At 63.4% G+C, this 18141-nt stretch carries 13 protein-coding genes and 3 tRNA genes; 11 read left to right on the top strand and 5 right to left on the bottom strand.

What is annotated here, in order from left to right; all coding sequences use genetic code 11:
• Positions 1-367: 367 nt before the first annotated feature.
• The gene (locus tag B5F40_RS06715) at positions 368-3124 is read right to left on the bottom strand and encodes an SHIRT domain-containing protein (protein ID WP_162610916.1); all 2757 of its coding nucleotides are present in this window, start codon (positions 3122-3124) and stop codon (positions 368-370) included.
• A gap of 1102 nt (positions 3125-4226) precedes the next feature.
• On the opposite strand from B5F40_RS06715, the gene B5F40_RS06710 reads away from it, so the two are divergent.
• Positions 4227-5621: a L,D-transpeptidase family protein gene (locus B5F40_RS06710; RefSeq protein WP_239442937.1), complete on the top strand. Its 1395-nt coding sequence runs from the start codon at positions 4227-4229 to the stop codon at positions 5619-5621.
• A gap of 168 nt (positions 5622-5789) precedes the next feature.
• Here B5F40_RS06710 and ybaK read toward each other — a convergent pair whose 3' ends face one another.
• On the bottom strand, positions 5790-6287 hold the full coding sequence (ybaK, locus tag B5F40_RS06705) for a Cys-tRNA(Pro) deacylase (RefSeq protein ID WP_087193575.1): 498 nt from the start codon (positions 6285-6287) through the stop codon (positions 5790-5792).
• 2 nt (positions 6288-6289) lie between these two features.
• Positions 6290-6904: a flavodoxin family protein gene (locus B5F40_RS06700; protein ID WP_087193574.1), complete on the bottom strand. Its 615-nt coding sequence runs from the start codon at positions 6902-6904 to the stop codon at positions 6290-6292.
• A 162-nt stretch (positions 6905-7066) separates the two neighbouring features.
• Here B5F40_RS06700 and murI point away from each other — a divergent pair, with 162 nt between their 5' ends.
• From murI to B5F40_RS06665, 7 genes are all read left to right on the top strand, one after another.
• The gene (gene murI, locus B5F40_RS06695) at positions 7067-7963 is read left to right on the top strand and encodes a glutamate racemase (RefSeq protein WP_087193573.1); all 897 of its coding nucleotides are present in this window, start codon (positions 7067-7069) and stop codon (positions 7961-7963) included.
• A gap of 83 nt (positions 7964-8046) precedes the next feature.
• A complete protein-coding gene (gene rdgB / locus B5F40_RS06690) occupies positions 8047-8652 on the top strand; it encodes an RdgB/HAM1 family non-canonical purine NTP pyrophosphatase (protein ID WP_087193572.1) in 606 nt (201 codons plus the stop codon).
• A 213-nt stretch (positions 8653-8865) separates the two neighbouring features.
• Positions 8866-8942, top strand: a tRNA-Pro gene (locus B5F40_RS06685).
• A gap of 585 nt (positions 8943-9527) precedes the next feature.
• The gene (locus tag B5F40_RS06680; protein ID WP_087193571.1) at positions 9528-10499 is read left to right on the top strand and encodes a helix-turn-helix transcriptional regulator; all 972 of its coding nucleotides are present in this window, start codon (positions 9528-9530) and stop codon (positions 10497-10499) included.
• Positions 10500-10670: 171 nt separating this feature from the next.
• Positions 10671-11432, top strand: a complete 762-nt coding sequence (locus tag B5F40_RS06675) for an ABC transporter ATP-binding protein (RefSeq protein ID WP_087193570.1) — start codon at positions 10671-10673, stop codon at positions 11430-11432.
• Entirely contained in the window at positions 11429-12763 is a 1335-nt protein-coding gene (locus B5F40_RS06670; protein WP_087193569.1) for an ABC transporter permease, read from the top strand. The genes B5F40_RS06675 and B5F40_RS06670 overlap by 4 nt, the downstream gene beginning before the upstream one ends.
• A 422-nt stretch (positions 12764-13185) precedes the next feature.
• Positions 13186-13259, top strand: a tRNA-Gly gene (locus tag B5F40_RS06665).
• A 412-nt stretch (positions 13260-13671) separates the two neighbouring features.
• Here the strand turns inward: B5F40_RS06665 and B5F40_RS06660 are convergent.
• Together B5F40_RS06660 and B5F40_RS06655 are read right to left on the bottom strand one after the other, a co-directional pair.
• Positions 13672-13914: a glutaredoxin family protein gene (locus B5F40_RS06660; protein ID WP_087193685.1), complete on the bottom strand. Its 243-nt coding sequence runs from the start codon at positions 13912-13914 to the stop codon at positions 13672-13674.
• A 282-nt stretch (positions 13915-14196) separates the two neighbouring features.
• Positions 14197-14272, bottom strand: a tRNA-Arg gene (locus tag B5F40_RS06655).
• A 546-nt stretch (positions 14273-14818) separates the two neighbouring features.
• Here B5F40_RS06655 and arcA point away from each other — a divergent pair.
• The 3 genes from arcA to arcC form a co-directional block, all read left to right on the top strand.
• Positions 14819-16036, top strand: coding sequence for an arginine deiminase (gene arcA / locus B5F40_RS06650; protein ID WP_087193568.1), 1218 nt, complete (start codon positions 14819-14821; stop codon positions 16034-16036).
• A gap of 135 nt (positions 16037-16171) precedes the next feature.
• A complete protein-coding gene (argF, locus tag B5F40_RS06645; protein ID WP_087193567.1) occupies positions 16172-17167 on the top strand; it encodes an ornithine carbamoyltransferase in 996 nt (331 codons plus the stop codon).
• A gap of 21 nt (positions 17168-17188) precedes the next feature.
• The coding region (gene arcC / locus B5F40_RS06640) for a carbamate kinase (RefSeq protein ID WP_140396441.1) at positions 17189-18141 on the top strand (953 nt) is incomplete at its 3' end.

Raw genomic sequence — 18141 nt, 5'->3', positions numbered from 1 at the left:
AGGCGTTTATGGCGCATGGGCGGAAAGGCGTTGGGAAAGCCTCTCGTGTCGGCGCGGCCGCGTAATCGCTCGGGCGTTCGGACTTCCGATGCGCATTTCAGTAATTCACATGTTCGAAGCGGTGCGTTGCACAGGGCGAGGGTCAATGAAGCCGAGGTTTCCATGATGGGCGCGCCAAGAGCTTTGCAATGGCATCGGCGGATTGGATTGCGGAACATGAACGTGGTGCCGCTCCTGCAGTGGGCTGCTTAGCGATTGCGCGGCACGTCGAAAGGTGGGTGGAAATGCAGGCGGGCAGGACAACCGTTGAGCAAAGCTGACTTACGATTGTCCTGCCCGATCATATGCGGGTGCAGGAAAGAAGCACCTAGATACGCCGCTTGAGGGCGCTCGCCGCAGTCATTGTGGCGAGCGCGGAAAGTGCTATGGGCAGTGCTGCGGGGATTCCCGTTGAATCGCCGGTCGCGGCAAGCGTGCCTCCTTGGTCCGCATTGGCGTCGTCAGAACCTGGCTTGGGGTTGCTGGGATTCGTGTCTGGGCTGGACGACGACGCGTCGGCCGCGAACTGCCAGGTGCCCACGAACTCGACGGGGGCGTCGGCCACGGCCTGGTCGCGGTCCCACCCGGCGAACGTCCAGGTTCCGCCCGCGACCCTCACCGAGGTCTGGCCGGGCTGCTCGGGGGTCACCGTGCTGCCGGCGGCGGCGGAGGTCGCCGGGGGCAGCAGCGCCAGGACCTCGGCGGGCAGCTCGAGGCCGGGCGTGGCGCTCCGGAACGAGTAGCTCACCTCGAACGACGCGTCGGCCGCGAACTGCCAGGTGCCCACGAACTCGACGGGGGCGTCGGCCACGGCCTGGTCGCGGTCCCACCCGGCGAACGTCCAGGTTCCGCCCGCGACCCTCACCGAGGTCTGGCCGGGCTGCTCGGGGGTCACCGTGCTGCCGGCGGCGGCGGAGGTCGCCGGGGGCAGCAGCGCCAGGACCTCGGCGGGCAGCTCGAGGCCGGGCGTGGCGCTCCGGAACGAGTAGCTCACCTCGAACGACGTGGCCACAGGTGTCCAGCTCGCCGTGAGCGTCATTGCGCCGTCGTCGGCGGACTGCCTCATCGGAAGCGGCTGGGAGAAGTCGTAAAGGGAGCCGTCCTCGTCGTACCAACCTGCAAATTCGTAGCCATCGCGCACAGGGATCGCAGGCTCGGTGATGGTCTCGCCCTCGTTTGCGATGACGGGGTCGACCTCAGAGCCGCCTGCGGAATCGAACGTGATCGTGTATTGCGCCGGCTCGACGTTGACGGCGAAATCGTAGCTGTTCCATGTCGTCACGTCGTCGTTGCAGCTATAATTGCCGGTTCCAAGGGGCATGAGCGGCACCGCCGATTTGAAATAAAACGTGTCCTGCGCCACTCCGTTTTTATAAACTGTGCCGAATATCTGGACGCCGTAGGCGGGATTACCCCAGAAGTAATGATCGTCGCCGGTATCGTTGGGGAATATCGAGCCGTCATTGCGCGCGTCTTCGAGCGTGCGCAGCGGAATCTCGTTTACCGCGCTCAGCCTATCGGCGGTAATAGGCGTATCGAACTCGGCGGGAGTATAGAAGAAGTCCTCGTGTTCGCCGTCGGACGCTTGGGTGCGTGCGCCTGAAACGATGCTGTCGGCACTTTTCATGCGGTCGTACCACAGATACTTGAACTCGACGTAAGTATCCTCGCTTCCCGTGGATTCCGTCTTGAGGAGCGGATGGTCGACCGTCACTCCGACCGTATCGAGGCGACGCGCCTGAAGCGTGGGCGTCGTCGCGGTGGATGCGGTGATGTCTTGCATTTTCTTCCCGTTGATGGACAGCCATATCGTCGGCTCCTCGATGAAGTCATCGACGCTCCATGTGACCTGATATGTTCCCTGGGGAGCGGAGCCGAGGATTTCGCTGTTGAGAAGAGCGCCGTCCTCAAGGGTCGTCGTGCCGGTGATGGTCCAGGCTCCGACAAAGCCGTCTTGCGGTTCGGGCGCATCAGAGGGAGCGGAAGGGAGGCGATACCCGTCGTTCCAGACCCACTCGCCATCGACGAGCTCGTATTGCAAAGAAAACCCGCGCAGCTTCCTTTCGGTCGTCATCACCGTCGTCCCGTCGGCTTTCATGAACTGCAGATCGACCGGCCAGCTCAAGTGTGCGTAACTCTCGAGCTCCTCGACTTTCGCTTGATGGTCCCCATAGTCTTGGAAATCCGGGAGGATGACCGTTGGGAAGTTAAAAGAGTGGGTGCTCGATGAGAAGGCCTTATTATCGAACCCTTCGAGGTGCTCGGCGCTCTTAAGCACGATGGTCGCCTTGGTTGGAGCGTCTTGACTGCCGGGAAACTGAAATCCACGCTCCCCTATGATCTCGACGCTCTCGGGGACGACGACGAAGATCGATCCGTTTGCGATATCGTCGAGCAAGGGGCATGGATCGAGGTCGAATGCCGCCTCGTACACGTTCTTTATGCCTTCTGGAAGCACGATGCCCGAAAGCGTTTCCCCGCTCTGCATGCGGGCGTTGTACTCGGACGCAGAGAGAACCCATTCGAGCTTGGGACAGTCCCCGAATGTTGGCATGTTCATGCCATTCGTGCCGATCTCGGTCAGCGTATCGGGAAGCACGACACCGACAAGCTCAGGATTTTCCTTGAAGGTGTTTCCTCGTATCTTCCAAACCTTCGTGGCGCTCAGGTCAATGATGCCCTTCCGTCCATCCGGAAGCGAACCTTCGCCAAGGTGAGGCGCCTTTGTCAAGCCACCTTCGATGACCTCGAGATTCGTTGCCTTGGAAAAGTCGACGGCAACCACCTTGTCGGCGATTTGGGCTCCGTAATATGAGGTTCCGAAAAGCGTGTTGCTCGTGATTTCAGTCGTTTTCTCGGGGATCTCAATCGCGACGTATTGCTTGTCGTCAAGATTGGCCGCCCCCCATATCTTATCGATGTATTCCAGTTCGGTATCGTTTGAGAAGTGGAACGCATCGGGTGTCAGCGACTCGGAGATGATGAACGGATCGTCGACCGAGGCTCCCGAACCTTGCTTCGTCCACTCTGACGCCCACGCCTCAGGTGGGCGCACCGAGAGCACGAAAAAGCTCGCGAGAAGCACCGCTGCGGCGCCCGCTATGACGCGGGAGAGCGCGGCTCTCTCTCTCTCTTTCTCTCTCTCTGCATATATACTCCTTTCCAGCGCGAAACGCGACATATTGGAACATGAGGGTTCGCACACTTTAAAATAGGTTACTCCAATCATACGAAAACGCAAGTCTTCATCAATACCGAAAAGGGCATATTCAGGAAACGGCGTGCAATCGGGGAAGAGCGGCCGCAGCAGGAGGCAGAGCGGGCTGTGCGCCGACGATGCGTGCGGCGGAGATGGAGCGCTAATGGTGCGGGAGATTTCCGCAGTGGGCACTGCCGCGCGAAGCCCAAGGGGTGCGGTCGTGCAGGAGGGTCCGCCGAGTGCGTGCTCGACGTTCGGGAGCGCGACGCGGCGACGGAAAACTTCGTCAGGGTCCCAGCGCCTTTCATTCTTGGCGGAGGGGCGGTGTGCGTGGGTATGGGCTTTCCGAAGGTGGTTGTCCGATTCGTTCCCAAATAACCCCGTCCTTTCGGTGACGCAGGGAGGGGCTGCAGAACGCTTGGCGAGCCTTGTCACGATTCGATATATATGCATGGAGATCGCAGATCGGGCAGTGCGAGGTTGATGTGGATCTCGGAGCCTTGGAGAAGATGCTGTCGGCGTGACGCTTTCCGGCGATCCGACGCGCTTCGATGGTAAATGCGCACGCTCCGTGCGCTCGCCGTGTCGAATTTGCGAAGTTCGGCATGGCGGGCACCATACGAGGGTTTTGTTGCCGAAGGAGGTTGCGCTCCTTGGTACAATTGGCGCATGGTCCGAGTGTCTGAGGGTGGTTATGAGCGAGAATATATCTGAAAGCAGCAGTGACAGCCTTCATGCCGGGAGCGAGCCTGTGCCGGCTGGTTCCGTCTCGGGTGATGGTTCTTCTTCGTCCGTTCGTCGTTCGTCCGGTGCGACTTCTTCGATGCCCAAGCCCATGCGTCCGGCAAGCGTCATGCGTCAGAAGCCACAGCGGGGGGCTCGCCCCTCGCGCTACGTGCCGGAAGGCGCCTTTGCTCCTGGAGGCCCCGTAAGGCCGGTCGATGCGATGCAGGCGCCTTCGCCTGGAGCAAGCCACCGTGCGCCTAAAGTGATTGGCATCGGCCTTGCTGTGCTTGCCTCGCTTCTCCTTGTCGCGTATGTTGGCGTGGCCGTGTACTTCACCGGACGCTTCATGCCGAACTCGACTGTCGGCGATATGGACGTGTCGCTCATGTCCTCCTCGGAGGTTCAAGAGCGTCTCGGGGAGGTGATCGACAGCTACGAGCTTTCCATCGAGGGTCAGGGCTTCGATCTGGTTCTTTCTGCTTCTGATGCAGGCGTGTTCTTTGACGGCCCCGCCGTGGTGGGAGATATGCTGGCTGATTCGAATCCATGGGCATGGCCGTTTGAGCTGGGACGCGAGCACGATGAAACGGACAAGCTTGTGGCCCGCTACAGCGAGGCGGGGCTCGAAGAGCTCGTTCGCGATGCGGTGGAGGACTTCAACGCGACGGCGGTTGCTCCCGAGAACGCGACGGTCTCCTATGATGAAAGCGCGGGCTCGTTCTCCATTGTGCCCGAACAGATAGGCACTGCGCTCGACGCTGAAGCCGTGGTCAAAGCAGCCGACGAGGCGCTCGCGAACCTTGAAGAGCATGTGAGCCTCACCGAAAGCTATCTGCTCCAACCTTCTGTTTTCGAGTCGGACGAGCGCCTCGCCAAGGCGGTTGACGAGGCGAACACCATGATCAAGACCGATCTCGTTCTGCAGATGTCGGGAATGACGGTGGGGGAGGTGAACGCCGAGCTCGTGTCGCAATGGGTCAGTTTGGACGGCGACCTCAACGCCGCGCTCGACGAGGGGGCGCTGTCTGCTTGGCTGGACGAGCTCGCCTCGCGATGCGACACTGTGGGCACCGAACGCACTTACACGCGCGCCGACGGCAAGGAGGTCACGGTGTCGGGAGGCGTGTACGGTTGGTCGGTGGATCGCGAAACGCTGCTCAGCACAGTGAAAGATGGTGTGAAATCGGGTCGTGCGGGCGCGGTGGACGTGCCTTGCTCCACCACTGGCACCGCCTACAACGGAGCAGGCGCGCGCGACTGGGGCGATCGCTACCTCGACATCGATCTGTCCGAGCAGCATGTTCGCTTCTACGATGAGTCGGGCGGGCTCGTATGGGAGTCCGACTGCGTGACGGGCACGCCCAACGGCGAACACGACACGCCGAGCGGCGTGTACTGGCTCAACCAAAAGCAGAGCCCCTCGACCCTGATCGGCTATAGCGGAAACACGAAGATATACGAAACCGAAGTGCAGTATTGGATGCCGTTCGTCGGAAACGCCATAGGCCTTCACGATGCGGATTGGCAGCCGAATTTCGGGGGGACGATGTACAAGGATGGTTACGGCAGCCATGGCTGCGTCAATCTGCCCTCGTCGAAGGCGGCCGAGCTGTACGGCCTCATAGAGGGGGGCGATGTGGTGGTCTGCCACTGGTAGCCATCGCGGAAGGGCTTCGTTGTCTGCTCCTTGACAAGGGCGTGGTTCGCTGCCGAGGTTTCCTTCCCGCGTCGAAAAAGCTCGGACCTCCTCATCTTTCTTCGGAGTCGGAGCCGTGTTCGCTCGCGCAGCCGGTCGGTGCCGCTCGATCTTGTCCGGCCGGCTGCGTCAATCTGCCGGTTTCCTCGTTACGGTCAAATCTGCTCGCGCAAGCGGGATGATGCGGGCGAGGTCGTCGGGCGCCATCTCTATTTGGCAGCCGATGCGCCCTCCCGAGAACGCGATGCGCTCATGGAGTTCGCAGGTTTCGTCAATGGTGGTGGGGAAGGGGCGCTTCATTCCGATAGGTGAGCAGCCTCCGTGCACATAGCCTGTGAGCGGCAGAAGCTCGCGGGAGCGCACCATGGAGACGGATTTCTCGCCTGTGGCTTCCGCCGCCTTTTTGAGATCGAGCTCGCAGGCAACGGGTATCATGAACACGTAGTGGGCGCCCGAGCGCCCTTCAGCGACAAGCGTTTTGAACACGCGATCCTGATCGAGCCCGAGACGCCGCGCCACCTCGACCCCCGAAAGCGCCTCAGGGCATTCGAAGAACCGCGCCTCGTAGCGCGCCCCTGCCGCATCAAGGGCGCGTATCGCGTTGGTCTTGCGATGCTCCTTGGACATGCTCAGCGGATGAAGTTCGTCCTGATCTTGGGCTCCACATCGGGATCAGGCACGTTTGCGACAGCGCGCATGAGCCAGGCGAGGTTGCGGCCGAGCATGCGCATGGTGTGCAGTCCCTCGCCGTCCTGGCGCACCTCTTCGATGCTTTGGCCATGCACCATGGGCCAGTAGGTGGAGGAGGCGACGGGCATGCAGTTGATCTGGAAATATTTGTTGATCTGGTCGATGGCCGGCGTCGTGCCCGCGCGTCGTGCCGAGGCCACGGCGGCGGCTGGTTTGAAGCGAAGCCGCGCGGAAGCTGCGTAGAACATCCTGTCGAGCACGGCGAGGAGCGCTCCGTTCGCTCCGGCGTAGAACACGGGCGTGCCCACTACGAGGCCGTCGGATCCTTCCGCCTTGGCGATGAGGTCGTTCACCACATCGTCGTCGAACACGCATCGCGCATCTCCTCGTTTGGCGCAGCCGCCACAGCCCAAGCAGCCCCGTACAGGGTTGCGGCCGATCCAAGCTGTTTCCGTCGCTACGCCTTCGACCTCAAGGGCGCTCGCCACTTCGTCGAGGGCCGTGCGCGTGCAGCGCTTCTCGTTCGGACTTCCGTTGATGAGCAGAACCTTCATGACAGCTCCTTCTCCCGCGGCTTCCTGCGGTCGTCGAACATCGTGCCCGATCCGCCTTCGGCGCGTTGATCTTGCTTTGCGCGTTGCTGACAGATTAGCAGATACTATGGCCCGGCGTGACGGTTTGCAAACAACGAACAGGCCCTGCGCTATACTGTCGTTATGGACAAGAAGCAGACATCGCCCGGTATCGCCGCTTGTTACGATGATGCGCCAATTGGCGTGTTCGACTCCGGTTTCGGCGGACTCACCGTGGCGCGGGAGATCGCAAAGGCGCTGCCAAGGGAATCCATCGTCTACGTGGGGGACTCGGCGCGCTGCCCGTACGGACCCCGTCCTCTCGAAGAGGTGGATGGCTTCGTGCAGCAGATCGGCGGCTGGCTCGTCGAGCGAGGCGTGAAGATCATCGTCATCGCATGCAATACGGCAACGGCTGCGGGCCTTGCGCATGCGCGTCAGACGCTTCCCGTTCCGGTTGTGGGCGTCGTGGAGCCGGGGGCGCGTGCGGCCGCGCGTGCCACGAGCAGCAACAGGGTGGGCGTCATCGCCACGAAGGCGACGGTGGAGTCGGGAGCGTACACAAGCGCCATCCGCGCCATAGATCCTGGCATCACGGTGTTCTCGACGGCTACGCCGCGGTTCGTCGAGATCGCCGAGCAGGGCGTGCGTATGGCCGAGGGGCCGGTGGAGGATTTCACCTCGCTCGCGTCAAAGGTGTACATCCGCCCTGCGTTCGAGGAGATAGCGAGAGAGTACCTTGAGCCGCTGCGTCGCTGCAACATCGATGCGCTCGTGCTGGGATGCACGCATTTTCCGTTGCTCAAGGCGCTTATCGGGGGTGTTGTGGGCCGCGATGTGACGCTCATCTCGTCGGGGAAGGAGACGGCGCGCGACGTGGCCGCCATCCTGCGCGAGCGCAACGCGCTCGCTCGGCCCGATGGCGTCCCTCGCTACGAGTTCTACACAACGGGAGACGACGTGGAGGAGTTCGGACGATTCGGCGGCCGCGTGTTCAGTGCGCCTATCGATTCGGTTGCTCGGGTGGACTTCGGGGCGTGAGCGTGCATGCGGGAGGCTTCGATTCGCGCGAGCGAGGGCTGCGAGATGCCGGGGTGCGGCGCAGGCAGGAGAAGGAAGAGGAAATGGAGAAAATCGTCGTCATCGCCAGCAACAACGCGCACAAGGTAAGCGAGATCGCCGAAGCGCTGGATTTTCCCGGTTGGAGGTTCCGCACTCTGCGCGAGGTGGGGATTGTCTCAGATCCCGAGGAGGACGCTGATACGTTCGAGGGCAACGCCCGCATCAAGGCTCGCGCGGCGCGCGAGGCGAGCGGCGGCAGGGCGGTGCTCGCCGACGACTCGGGTTTGGCCGTGGACGCGCTCGATGGAGCGCCCGGCGTGCGCTCGGCGCGCTACGCGGGAGATCCCTGCGACGATGCGGCGAACAACGCGAAGCTGCTCTCCGAGTTGGCCGGGGTGCCCGACGAGAAGCGCACGGCGCGTTTCGTGTGCACGCTCGTGTTCATAGACGAGGACGGCTCCGAGACGGTGGCTTGCGGCGCCGTCGAAGGGCGCATCGGGCATGAGGGGCGCGGCGAGCACGGGTTCGGTTACGACCCGCTGTTTTTGCCCGACGTGTTCGGAGGCGAGCGCACGCTTGCCGAGGCGCTGCCTGAGGAGAAGAACGCTGTCTCGCATCGCGGAAACGCCCTGCGCGCTTTGCGCGCCCGGATCGAGGGGGCGGCGTAAAGGCGCTGCGGCCTGATCTGCGAGCAACGCCGCATCTGCGGAAACGTCGCGTACTGCGCGCCTTCGGAGCGTGTGGCTCAGCGCGTCTTTCGAGCGGGATGGTGAGCGTCCGTCGAGCCTTGCGCCGCGGGTGCTCGCGCGTCGCGGGCCGACCTTCGTTTCGTCGGGCTCGCGCCGTCGGTCTTCTGCTATACTGGCAGCTGCCGTTTTCGTCGGGACGTGGCGCAGTCTGGTAGCGCGCCTGCTTTGGGAGCAGGATGTCGCAGGTTCGAATCCTGTCGTCCCGACCAGTACGGGTTCTTTCGGGGGAGGGCTGCGGCCCTTCCCCGTTGCATGGAGGCTTCGAATCCGGGCGTCCCCTTCTTCCCCCTCTCTTCGCTTTCCGCCTTCAGCGCGGCGTCCGTCCTTTCGCGCCTGTCGAAGGAGGGCGGGCCGTATGAGCTCTCTCGAACGGAAGGGACGCTTGTCTCAAGGGGCCGATGGAGCGGCGCCCGCCCTTTCGCGAGTGTGCGAGGCACCATGGTTCGCTCCGTCCCCTCGCATCGACCCCCCCCCTCGACCTCTCCCTTCTTTGCGGGCTCCCGACCGTCCTGCCTGCGGTCCGTCTCGGCTCGCCGCGGTTTTCGGTCCTGCCCGGTTCGCTTTTTGCGCGGTTTTGCAGGTTGCGCTTTCGCGACCTGCGGTAAGCTACCGGAGGTCGCGCCGCGGCGTTCGAAAAGGAAGCCGCAAGTTGGTTGATCGGAGGGCGGCGCGCCCGCACCATAGGGCGGCAGACGGGCGTTCGTCCGCTGCGTCGAACCGCATTCGCGGGTCGTGCGGATGGTGCGCGATGCCCGGCACGTTGCATGTGAACGGAATCGTAAAGGATGGTCGCCATGAGTTTTCGGGACAACTTGCAGCATCTGCGCGCTGCGCGCAACATGACGCAGGAACAGCTTGCCATGCTGCTTGGCGTAAGCCGCCAATCCGTGTCGAAGTGGGAGGCCGAGCGTGCCTATCCAGAGATGGACAAGCTGCTCAAGCTATGCGACCTGTTCGGCTGCACGCTCGACGAGCTCGTGTCCGGCGACCTGTCCGCACGCGAGGTCGAAGAGGCGGTTCGGATGCCGCAGACGGGCTCGCCGCAGGATGTGACGGGCTACGACGAAGCCATGCGCTCCTTCGCCGGGCGCGCCGCCCTCGGCTTCGCCGTGCCGTTCGCGGGCATCGCGGCGGCGCTGCTCCTCTGGGGCTTTGCGCTCGCCTCCGCGATAGATCTGTGGAGCCTTGTCGGCGCGGCGGGGCTCGCGGCTGTCGCCGTCTGCCTCGCCCTCGTTTTGCCGGCCTTCTCGAAACGCAGGGGTTTTCGCAGGGCGCATCCTTTCGTCGAGGACTTCTACACGGTCGATCAGAAGGCGCGCATGCGCGCGGCTGTGGCGACGGAGGCGGCGACGGGCATCGGATGCTTCCTGGCGGGATGCGCGGTGGCCGTGCTTGCGCAGGGGACGGCGTGGCTTGCGGAAGCGGCGGCTCTGCTGGGCGCGGGGCTGGGGGTTCTCTTCGTCGTCCACGGCTGCCTCATGGCGAAGCGCTGCGATCTGGAGGCTTACAACCGCGCGTCGCTTGGGGTTCTTGACGAAGCCGACATCGAGGCTTTGGGCGATGGCGCGCTTGGCGACCGAGCTCGCGAGGCCCGCCGTAATCGCGCCCTTCTCAAGCTCGTCATGAGCATATCCACCGCCGTCGGCCTTGCGCTTTTGTTCGTGCCAGCGCTCGGCGCGGGAGGTTGGTTTTGGATCGCGTGGCCCATCGGCGGCCTCGTGTACGGAGCGATCAGGGCGTTCCGTCTTCTGAAAAGCGGCGCGTAACCCGCGCGCCGCGCATTTCGATCATCGTTGGAGAAGTTCGTCGTCGAACGAAGGGCGCCGCGCAGGGTGCGGAGAGCTGTGCGGGACCGCATGCGGCCGGAAAGGCCGTGCGGAGCCGTGCGCTCCGTGCCGTTTGCGCAGGCTGCGGAAAACCCAAGGAAGGGAGGGCGCATGGGCGCCGAAATGGTCGTTGCGCGCGATGTGAGGAAGTCGTTCGGGGGGAGGAGGCCGTTCGGGGGGAAGGGCCGCCGCAAGGGCGCTTGCGGTTCCGTCGAGGTGCTGAGGGGCGTGACCTTGAGCGTCGGGGCCGGGGAGATGGTGGCTATCGTGGGGCCGAGCGGGTCGGGCAAGTCGACGCTTCTGCACTGCCTCTCGGGGCTCGAGGACGTCGATGCCGGCTTCGTCGAGGTCGCGGGGGAGCGGGTGAGCGGTGCGAGCCGAAGCGGGCTGTCGCGGATACGGCGGCGCCATGTGGGGTTCGTCTTCCAGTCGTACAATCTCGTGCCTTCGCTGAGCGTGGCGGAGAACGTGTCGTTGCCCGCGCGCTTGGCGGGACGGCCCCTTGCGCGGAAGGAGGCGCTTTCGGCGCTTGCGCGCGTCGGCTTGGCCGGCAGGGAAGGGAGTCGCCCGGAGGAGCTTTCGGGCGGCGAGCAGCAGCGCGTGGCCATCGCGCGGACGCTCGCCTTGGGCGCGGACGCGGTGTTCGCCGACGAGCCCACCGGCGCGCTCGACTCGGGCAACGCCCGTGCGGTGCTCGACATGCTGCGGGAGATCGCGGACGATCCGCGGCGCTCGGTGATCCTCGTCACGCACGATCTGGAGGCCGCCGCGCGTGCGGATCGCGTGCTCGTGCTCAAAGATGGCCGCGTCGTGCGCGAGCTGGGGCGGTCGAGCGCTTCCGAGATCCTTGAGGCGATGGAGGCGGCGCGATGATCCGGCTTGCGCTTTGCGACCTGCGCGACCATGCGACCACCTGGATCGGCGCGTTCATGGTCGCTGCGGTCTGCGGGTTCGTCGGAGGCTGGGGCGTGTCGCTTGCGGAGACGGCGAGGACGTATCCGAACATGCAGAGCTTCGCCGTCACCGTGATCGCCTTCTCGGCGATCGCCGCGGTGCCGGTGGCTGCGCAGACGGCGAGCCTGGCCGTGACGGCCCAGCGGCGCTCCTACGCCCTGTGGCAGCTGGCGAACGCGAGCCCCTGCCAGGTGCGCGCGGTGGTGCTGGGGCAGATCGCCGCAGTGGCGCTTCTGGGGTCGCTCTGCGGGACGCTGGCCGAGGCGGCTGCGTTCGAGCCGCTGTTCCCCTGGGTGTTCAGCTCGCCGTTCTACCAGCCCATCGACCAGGTGGCGCTCGAAGTCGGCTTGCCGACGATGCCGGCGGTGTGGCTCGCGGTCGCCGTGGTGTTCCTGATCGGAGGGCTGAGGGGCGCCTGCAGCGCGGCGAAGACGCCGCCCGTGGCCGCCCTGCGCGAGCCGGAGGAGGCGCGCAGGGGGATGACGTGGGCGCGCGCTGCGCTGTGCGCGATCCTGGCGTTCTCGACCTGGCAGGTTGCGGCGTCCCTGTCGGGGGGAGATCTGGATTCTTTGTCGGGCTCGTTGTTCGTGCCCCTTCTCGCGACTGCGACGCTTGCGGCTGCGGCTCCGGTGGCGCTGCCTGCGCTGCTGGGCGCTTGGACGGCGCTTGTTTCGCGGGGCCGCTGGAACGCCTGGTTCCTCGCGCGCCGTGCGGCCCGTTTCGGCCTGGCCGCCTCGACGTCGGTCGAGACTCCCGTCGTGGTGGGCTTCGGCGTGGTGGCGGGCGTCTTCTCGCTTTCCAACCTGCTGGGGGCTTTCGTGGCTTCACGGAGCGCGGTCGGCTACAGCACCTCGCTCGACTGGACGTCGAGCGTGCTTCTGCTCGGCGGGCCCGTGCTGCTCGCCGTCGTCGGCGCGGCGGCGAGCATGGCGATGTCGTCGAGGGCGCGCGTGCGCGATGTCGCGCTCCTCGTCGCGTGCGGGGCGAGCTTTCGAACGGTGCTGGCGTCCTCCGTCTGTGAGGCGCTTATCCATGCGGTCACCGCCACCTTGGCGGGGATGCTCTGCGCTGTTGCCTCGAACGCCGCCGTCGCCTTCGCCCTCGGCCTCCCTCCGCTCGAGGGCCTTTCCTTCGTGCAGGGCGCGACAGTGTCGCTTGCGGGGCTCGTCCTGGTGCTTGCCGCCGAGCTTGCCCCCACGATCTCCGTGCTGCGGAAAGGGGCGGTGCCCGCGCTTGCCGCGCGGGAGTGACGCATCGCCGCCGCGCGCTGGGATGGGCGCACGGCGAGCGCGGCGCGACGCTCAGGACGCGCCCGTCCGCGCAGGGAGCAACCGGAGCGGTGCGGGAGAAGCTGCCGCGCCGCCTTCCTTCGAGGCGCGGAGCTTTCGGATAGGGGCTTTCCAGGGCTCGCGACGACCGCGCCGTCAATGGCGACGCCCTCGGGGCGGGGGCGGGGACGGCTGTCTGCACGGCGGCCGTCGACCTTCTCGACGTTGGGCGTCGATCAGGCGTCTGCGCGCGACGAGGCCGTTGCGGCGCGGGAAGCCTTCGAAGTTGCCGATTCCCTCGGCGCGGACGGCTCTGCTATCGGGTTTATGCGGAATCTGGTGGAAACTCCCAGGGAATCTCGCGCACGACGGCCGATGTTGCGGTACAATAGCCGACGCGTCATGCGGGTGTAGTTCAATGGCAGAACCTGAGCCTTCCAAGCTCATGACGCGGGTTCGATTCCCGTCACCCGCTCCATCAAACGAAAAGCCAGGTCGGAAGCGCGCATTCTGCCTGGCTTTTTTGCGCCCCTTCTTGCTTTCCGGGCCTTATCCCGGTTCGCATGCCTTGCTGGCACGTGATCATGGCGTTCAATCAAAGCACGAAACTCGCTCCTGCCGATTCCGCGGAGCGCGCCTCCGACGCCCCGTGGTCTCTCACCGTTTGGCCGGATCCGGCGCATAGGGCTCCGATCCGGTCGCCGCGGGATACGCTGCTTCGGATTCCGCCTTCCGCTTCCTCTTCGATGGGCACTGCCTGCTTGGCGTGCTATGGTGGGACAAAAAGGGAGGGGTGCCGATCTGCGTTTTTGGTGGCGACTTCGTCCGCATATGGGGAAGGCCCCGGCTGCACGTGCGACCGGGGCCTTCCGAAAGGTGCGCGCCTTGATTTAAACGTTCGCCTTTCGCAGGTAGGCGATGATGTCGTCGGATTCGTACAGAGCCTTGCCATCGATGACCAGGCATGGCACCTGCTTTTTGCCCCCGATGCGCACGAGGTCGTTCTGATTGCCGGGCTGCAGGGTGTCGCGCGTATTCATGGTGATCCTCTGCTCGTCCATGAAGCGCAGGACCTTTTGGCAGTAGGGGCAGGTCTTTTTGTAATAAAGCGTGTGGTTTTCCAGATAAGGCATGCAAAGCTCCTCTCGATGCTCGTTCAGCGAACGAATGAGCATTCATCGATAGAGCCTATAATGATAAGACATGAGGTTCATTGGCTATTGTGTCGTAAGCGTATCGTTGCCAATCGGTTGCCAATCGTTCTGATGCGCACGACAAATGCGCCTCACGTTCTGCGAGCGCATCGCCTGTTCGAATTGTTTCACAAAAAAACATTGTCAATAATTTTTAAATATGGGATAATTAAACGCTTTTAAGCAAAATAGTTCAGATTGAACAGAGCGATTGAAAGCCGATGGTGCGCCCAGCAGGACTCGAACCTGCAACCGACGGATTAGAAGTCCGTTGCTCTATCCATTGAGCCATGGGCGCATTTCGGCCGCTGTCGGTATTATACCGCAAAATCCCTCGCAGGACCTTTTCGATGCGCAAGGACCCTCATTTGCTGGATGAGCGGATAAATATAGGATTTCATCAGGTATTACGATAAAAATGACAGGTTTGGGGCGGATGAGGGTCTCGCAGTTTGCCCTTCGGGTGCCGCAGTGCGGAACGGCGTTTGCACCGAAACTGCATGTTTCTGAATTTTTATGCATTCAGGTCGATCGCTTTTTCAGCGAGATGATGCTCCATCGCTTTGAAAACAACCGTTGTGCGCTGTCGTTCCATCTCTGATTCGTGCTATCGGATGTGCCTAAATTTGAAGAAAAAGTGGAGAAAGGTCGTGTTCGGGTAAACCGTTCGCCGAAAAAACATGCGGTAATCACCGAGGGGCGGTTTTGTTTCGTTTTTGTGGTTGCAATTTGACCGGAACCGTGAGATTTTGACCCTGTCAACCGGACGTCCGGTGCGCAACGGGCTGATCCGATGGTCGCAAATCTGGAAAATGCATAAAATCGAAGAAGAAGGAGGGTTGCTATGGCTGGTGTGAACGTCAAGAGCGAGATCAAGCCCTTGAAAAAAGTGTTGTTGCACCGCCCGGGCCGAGAGCTTCTGAACCTGACGCCGAACACGCTCGAGGAGCTGCTGTTCGACGACATCCCGTTTCTGAAGGTGGCCCAGGAGGAGCATGACGCTTTCGCCCAGGCCCTTCGGGACAACGGCGTGGAGGTCGTCTACCTCGAGAGGCTCATGGCCGAGGTCCTCGACCAAAACCCCGAGCTGCGCGAGAAATTCCTCAAGCAGTTCATCGAAGAGGCGGGCATCCGAACTGAGCGCTACCAGAAGATCATCTACGACTACCTCAACGACAACTATCCCGACAACTTCGATCTCGTGCTCAAGACGATGGAGGGCATCAACCTCACCGAGCTGCACACGGACAAGTCGAACTCGCTCGTCGACCTCGTCTCCGAGGCTTCCAAGATGGTCATCGCACCCATGCCGAACCTCTACTTCACCCGCGACCCGTTCGCGATGATCGGCAACGGCGTGTCCATCAACCGCATGTACTCGGTCACGCGCAATCGGGAGACGATCTTCGCTGAGTACATTTTCACGCACCATCCCGACTTCAAGGACGTCCCGCAGTACTACAGCCGCTACAGCGCGTTCCATATCGAAGGCGGCGACATCCTCAACATTAACGAGCACGTGCTGGCCATCGGGATCTCGCAGCGCACGGAGCCCGACGCCATCGACGAGATCGCCCACAACATCTTCAATGACGAGACGTCCCCCGTGGACACCATTTTGGCGTTCAACATTCCCAACAATCGCGCCATGATGCATCTCGACACGGTGTTCACGCAGATCGACGTGGACAAGTTCACCATCCACCCCGGCATAATGGGGCCGCTCACGGTATTCGAGATCACTCCTGAGGGAGCTGGCATCAAGGTGCGTGAGATGAGCGGCAAGCTCGAGGACATCCTCGAAAAGTACGTCGGCCGTTCGGTGGAGCTCATCCCCTGCGGCGGCGGCGACCGCATCGCGGCCGAGCGCGAGCAGTGGAACGACGGAAGCAACACGCTGTGCATCGCGCCGGGCACCGTGGTGGTGTACGAGCGCAACGACGTGACGAACGCCCTGCTCAAGGAGAAAGGCATCAACGTCATCGAGATTCCTTCGGCGGAGCTTTCTCGCGGTCGAGGCGGTCCGCGCTGCATGAGCATGCCCATCTGGCGCGAGGACTAGTCCGAGGATCCCTTGTGTCTTTTCCGGCTGTCGGAGCCGCTTCGGTTCCAAAGCCGAAAAGGAGGCGGGCTGAATACTTGGCGCAGCCTGTCGATATCGTTTGTTGTTGGACACGCACGATGAAAGGAACGAACCATGCCTACTAGCTTGAGTGGTCGCCATTTCCTGAGGCTTCTCGATTTCACCACCGAGGAGATCGAGTACCTCCTGAAGCTGTCTCGCGAATTCAAGAACCTGAAGCTGACGGGCACTCCGCACCGCTACCTCGAGGGCAAGAACATCGTCCTCCTGTTCCAGAAGACGTCCACCCGCACCCGCTGCGCGTTCGAGGTCGGCGCCATGGACCTCGGCATGGGCGTGACCTACCTCGACCCCGGCAGCTCCCAGATGGGCAAGAAGGAGTCCATCGAGGACACGGCGCGCGTGCTCGGCCGCTTCTACGACGGCATCGAGTTCCGCGGCTTCGCCCAGACCGATGTCGAGGAGCTGGCCGCCAACGCCGGCGTGCCGGTGTGGAACGGGTTGACCAACGAGTGGCATCCCACCCAGATGCTCGCAGACATCCTCACGATGCAGGAGAACTTCAACTACGACATCAAGGGCAAGACGTTCGTGTTCATGGGCGATGCCGCCAACAACGTGGCTCGCTCCCTCATGGTGGTGTGCTCCAAGCTGGGCGTGAACTTCGTTGCTTGCGGCCCCAAGGAGAACATGCCCGATGCCGAGCTCGTGAAGACCTGCGAGGCCATCGCCGCCGAAAACGGCTCTACGGTCAAGCTGACCGAGGACATCAAAGATGCTTGCACGGGCGCTCATGTCATCTACGCCGACGTGTGGGTGTCCATGGGCGAGCCCGACGAGGTCTGGGCCGAGCGTATCCGCCTGCTCGAGCCTTATCGTGTGACGAAGGAGGTCATGGCCATGGCCGACCCCTCCGCCATTTTCCTGCACTGCCTGCCGTCGTTCCACGACACCAACACCACCATCGGCGCCGACATCGCCGAGCGCTTCGGCGTCACGGAGATGGAGGTCGAGGACGAGGTGTTCGAGTCCAAGCAGTCCAAGGTGTTCGACGAGGCCGAGAACCGCATGCACACCATCAAGGCCGTCATGTACGCGACACTTTCCTAAGAAAGTCGAAGGTGAATCGATATGCCTTACACTATCGGCGAAGGTAAGACCGTCGTCATCGCGCTCGGCGGCAACGCGCTGGGCAACACGCCCCAGGAGCAGCTCGAGCTCGTGAAGAACACGGCCGCCCACATCGTGGACATGATCGAGGACGGCACCAACGTCGTGGTCTCCCACGGCAACGGCCCGCAGGTCGGCATGATCAACAACGCGTTCGCCCACGCGAGCGCCGGCGACGGCAAGACCCCGGAGATGCCCTTCCCCGAGGCCGGCGCCATGTCCCAGGGCTACATCGGCTACCAGCTCAGCCAGGCCATCCTCAACGAGCTCAAGGCCCGCGGCATCCTGCGCTCCACGGCCAACGTGATCACGCAGACGGTCGTCGACCCCGACGACCCGGCGTTCCGGAACCCCACCAAGCCCGTGGGGGCCTTCCTCACCGAGGAGGAGGCCCGCGCCAAGGCCGCCGAGACCGGCTGGACCTACAAGGAGGACGCCGGCCGCGGCTGGAGGCAGGTGGTGGCCTCCCCGAAGCCCGTGCGCATCGTCGAGCTCGACGCGGTGCGCGACCTGGTCAACGACGGCTACGTGGTCATCTCCACGGGGGGCGGCGGCGTGCCGGTGTTCGAGGCGGGCGGCCAGTACGAGGGCGTCCCGGCCGTCATCGACAAGGACCGCTCGAGCGCGCTTCTGGCCCGCAAGCTCAAGGCCGACATGCTCGTCATCCTCACCGCGGTGGAGAAGGTGTGCGTGAACTTCGGCGGGCCCGACCAGAGGGCCATCGACCAGATGAGCGTGGCCGAGGCCGAGGAGTACATCGCCCAGGGCCAGTTCGCCCCCGGCTCGATGCTGCCCAAGGTCGAGGCCTGCATCGACTACGTCGAGCAGTACCCGGCCGGCAGGGCGCTCATCACCAGCCTCGAGTGCGCCGCGGCGGGCCTGCGCGGCGAGACCGGCACGGTCATCACGAGGTA

The organism is Gordonibacter sp. An230 (genome assembly GCF_002159915.1).
GTDB lineage: Bacteria > Actinomycetota > Coriobacteriia > Coriobacteriales > Eggerthellaceae > Rubneribacter.
Note: the sequence above shows the minus strand (reverse complement) of the source record. Positions and strands in the feature narration are given on the sequence as shown.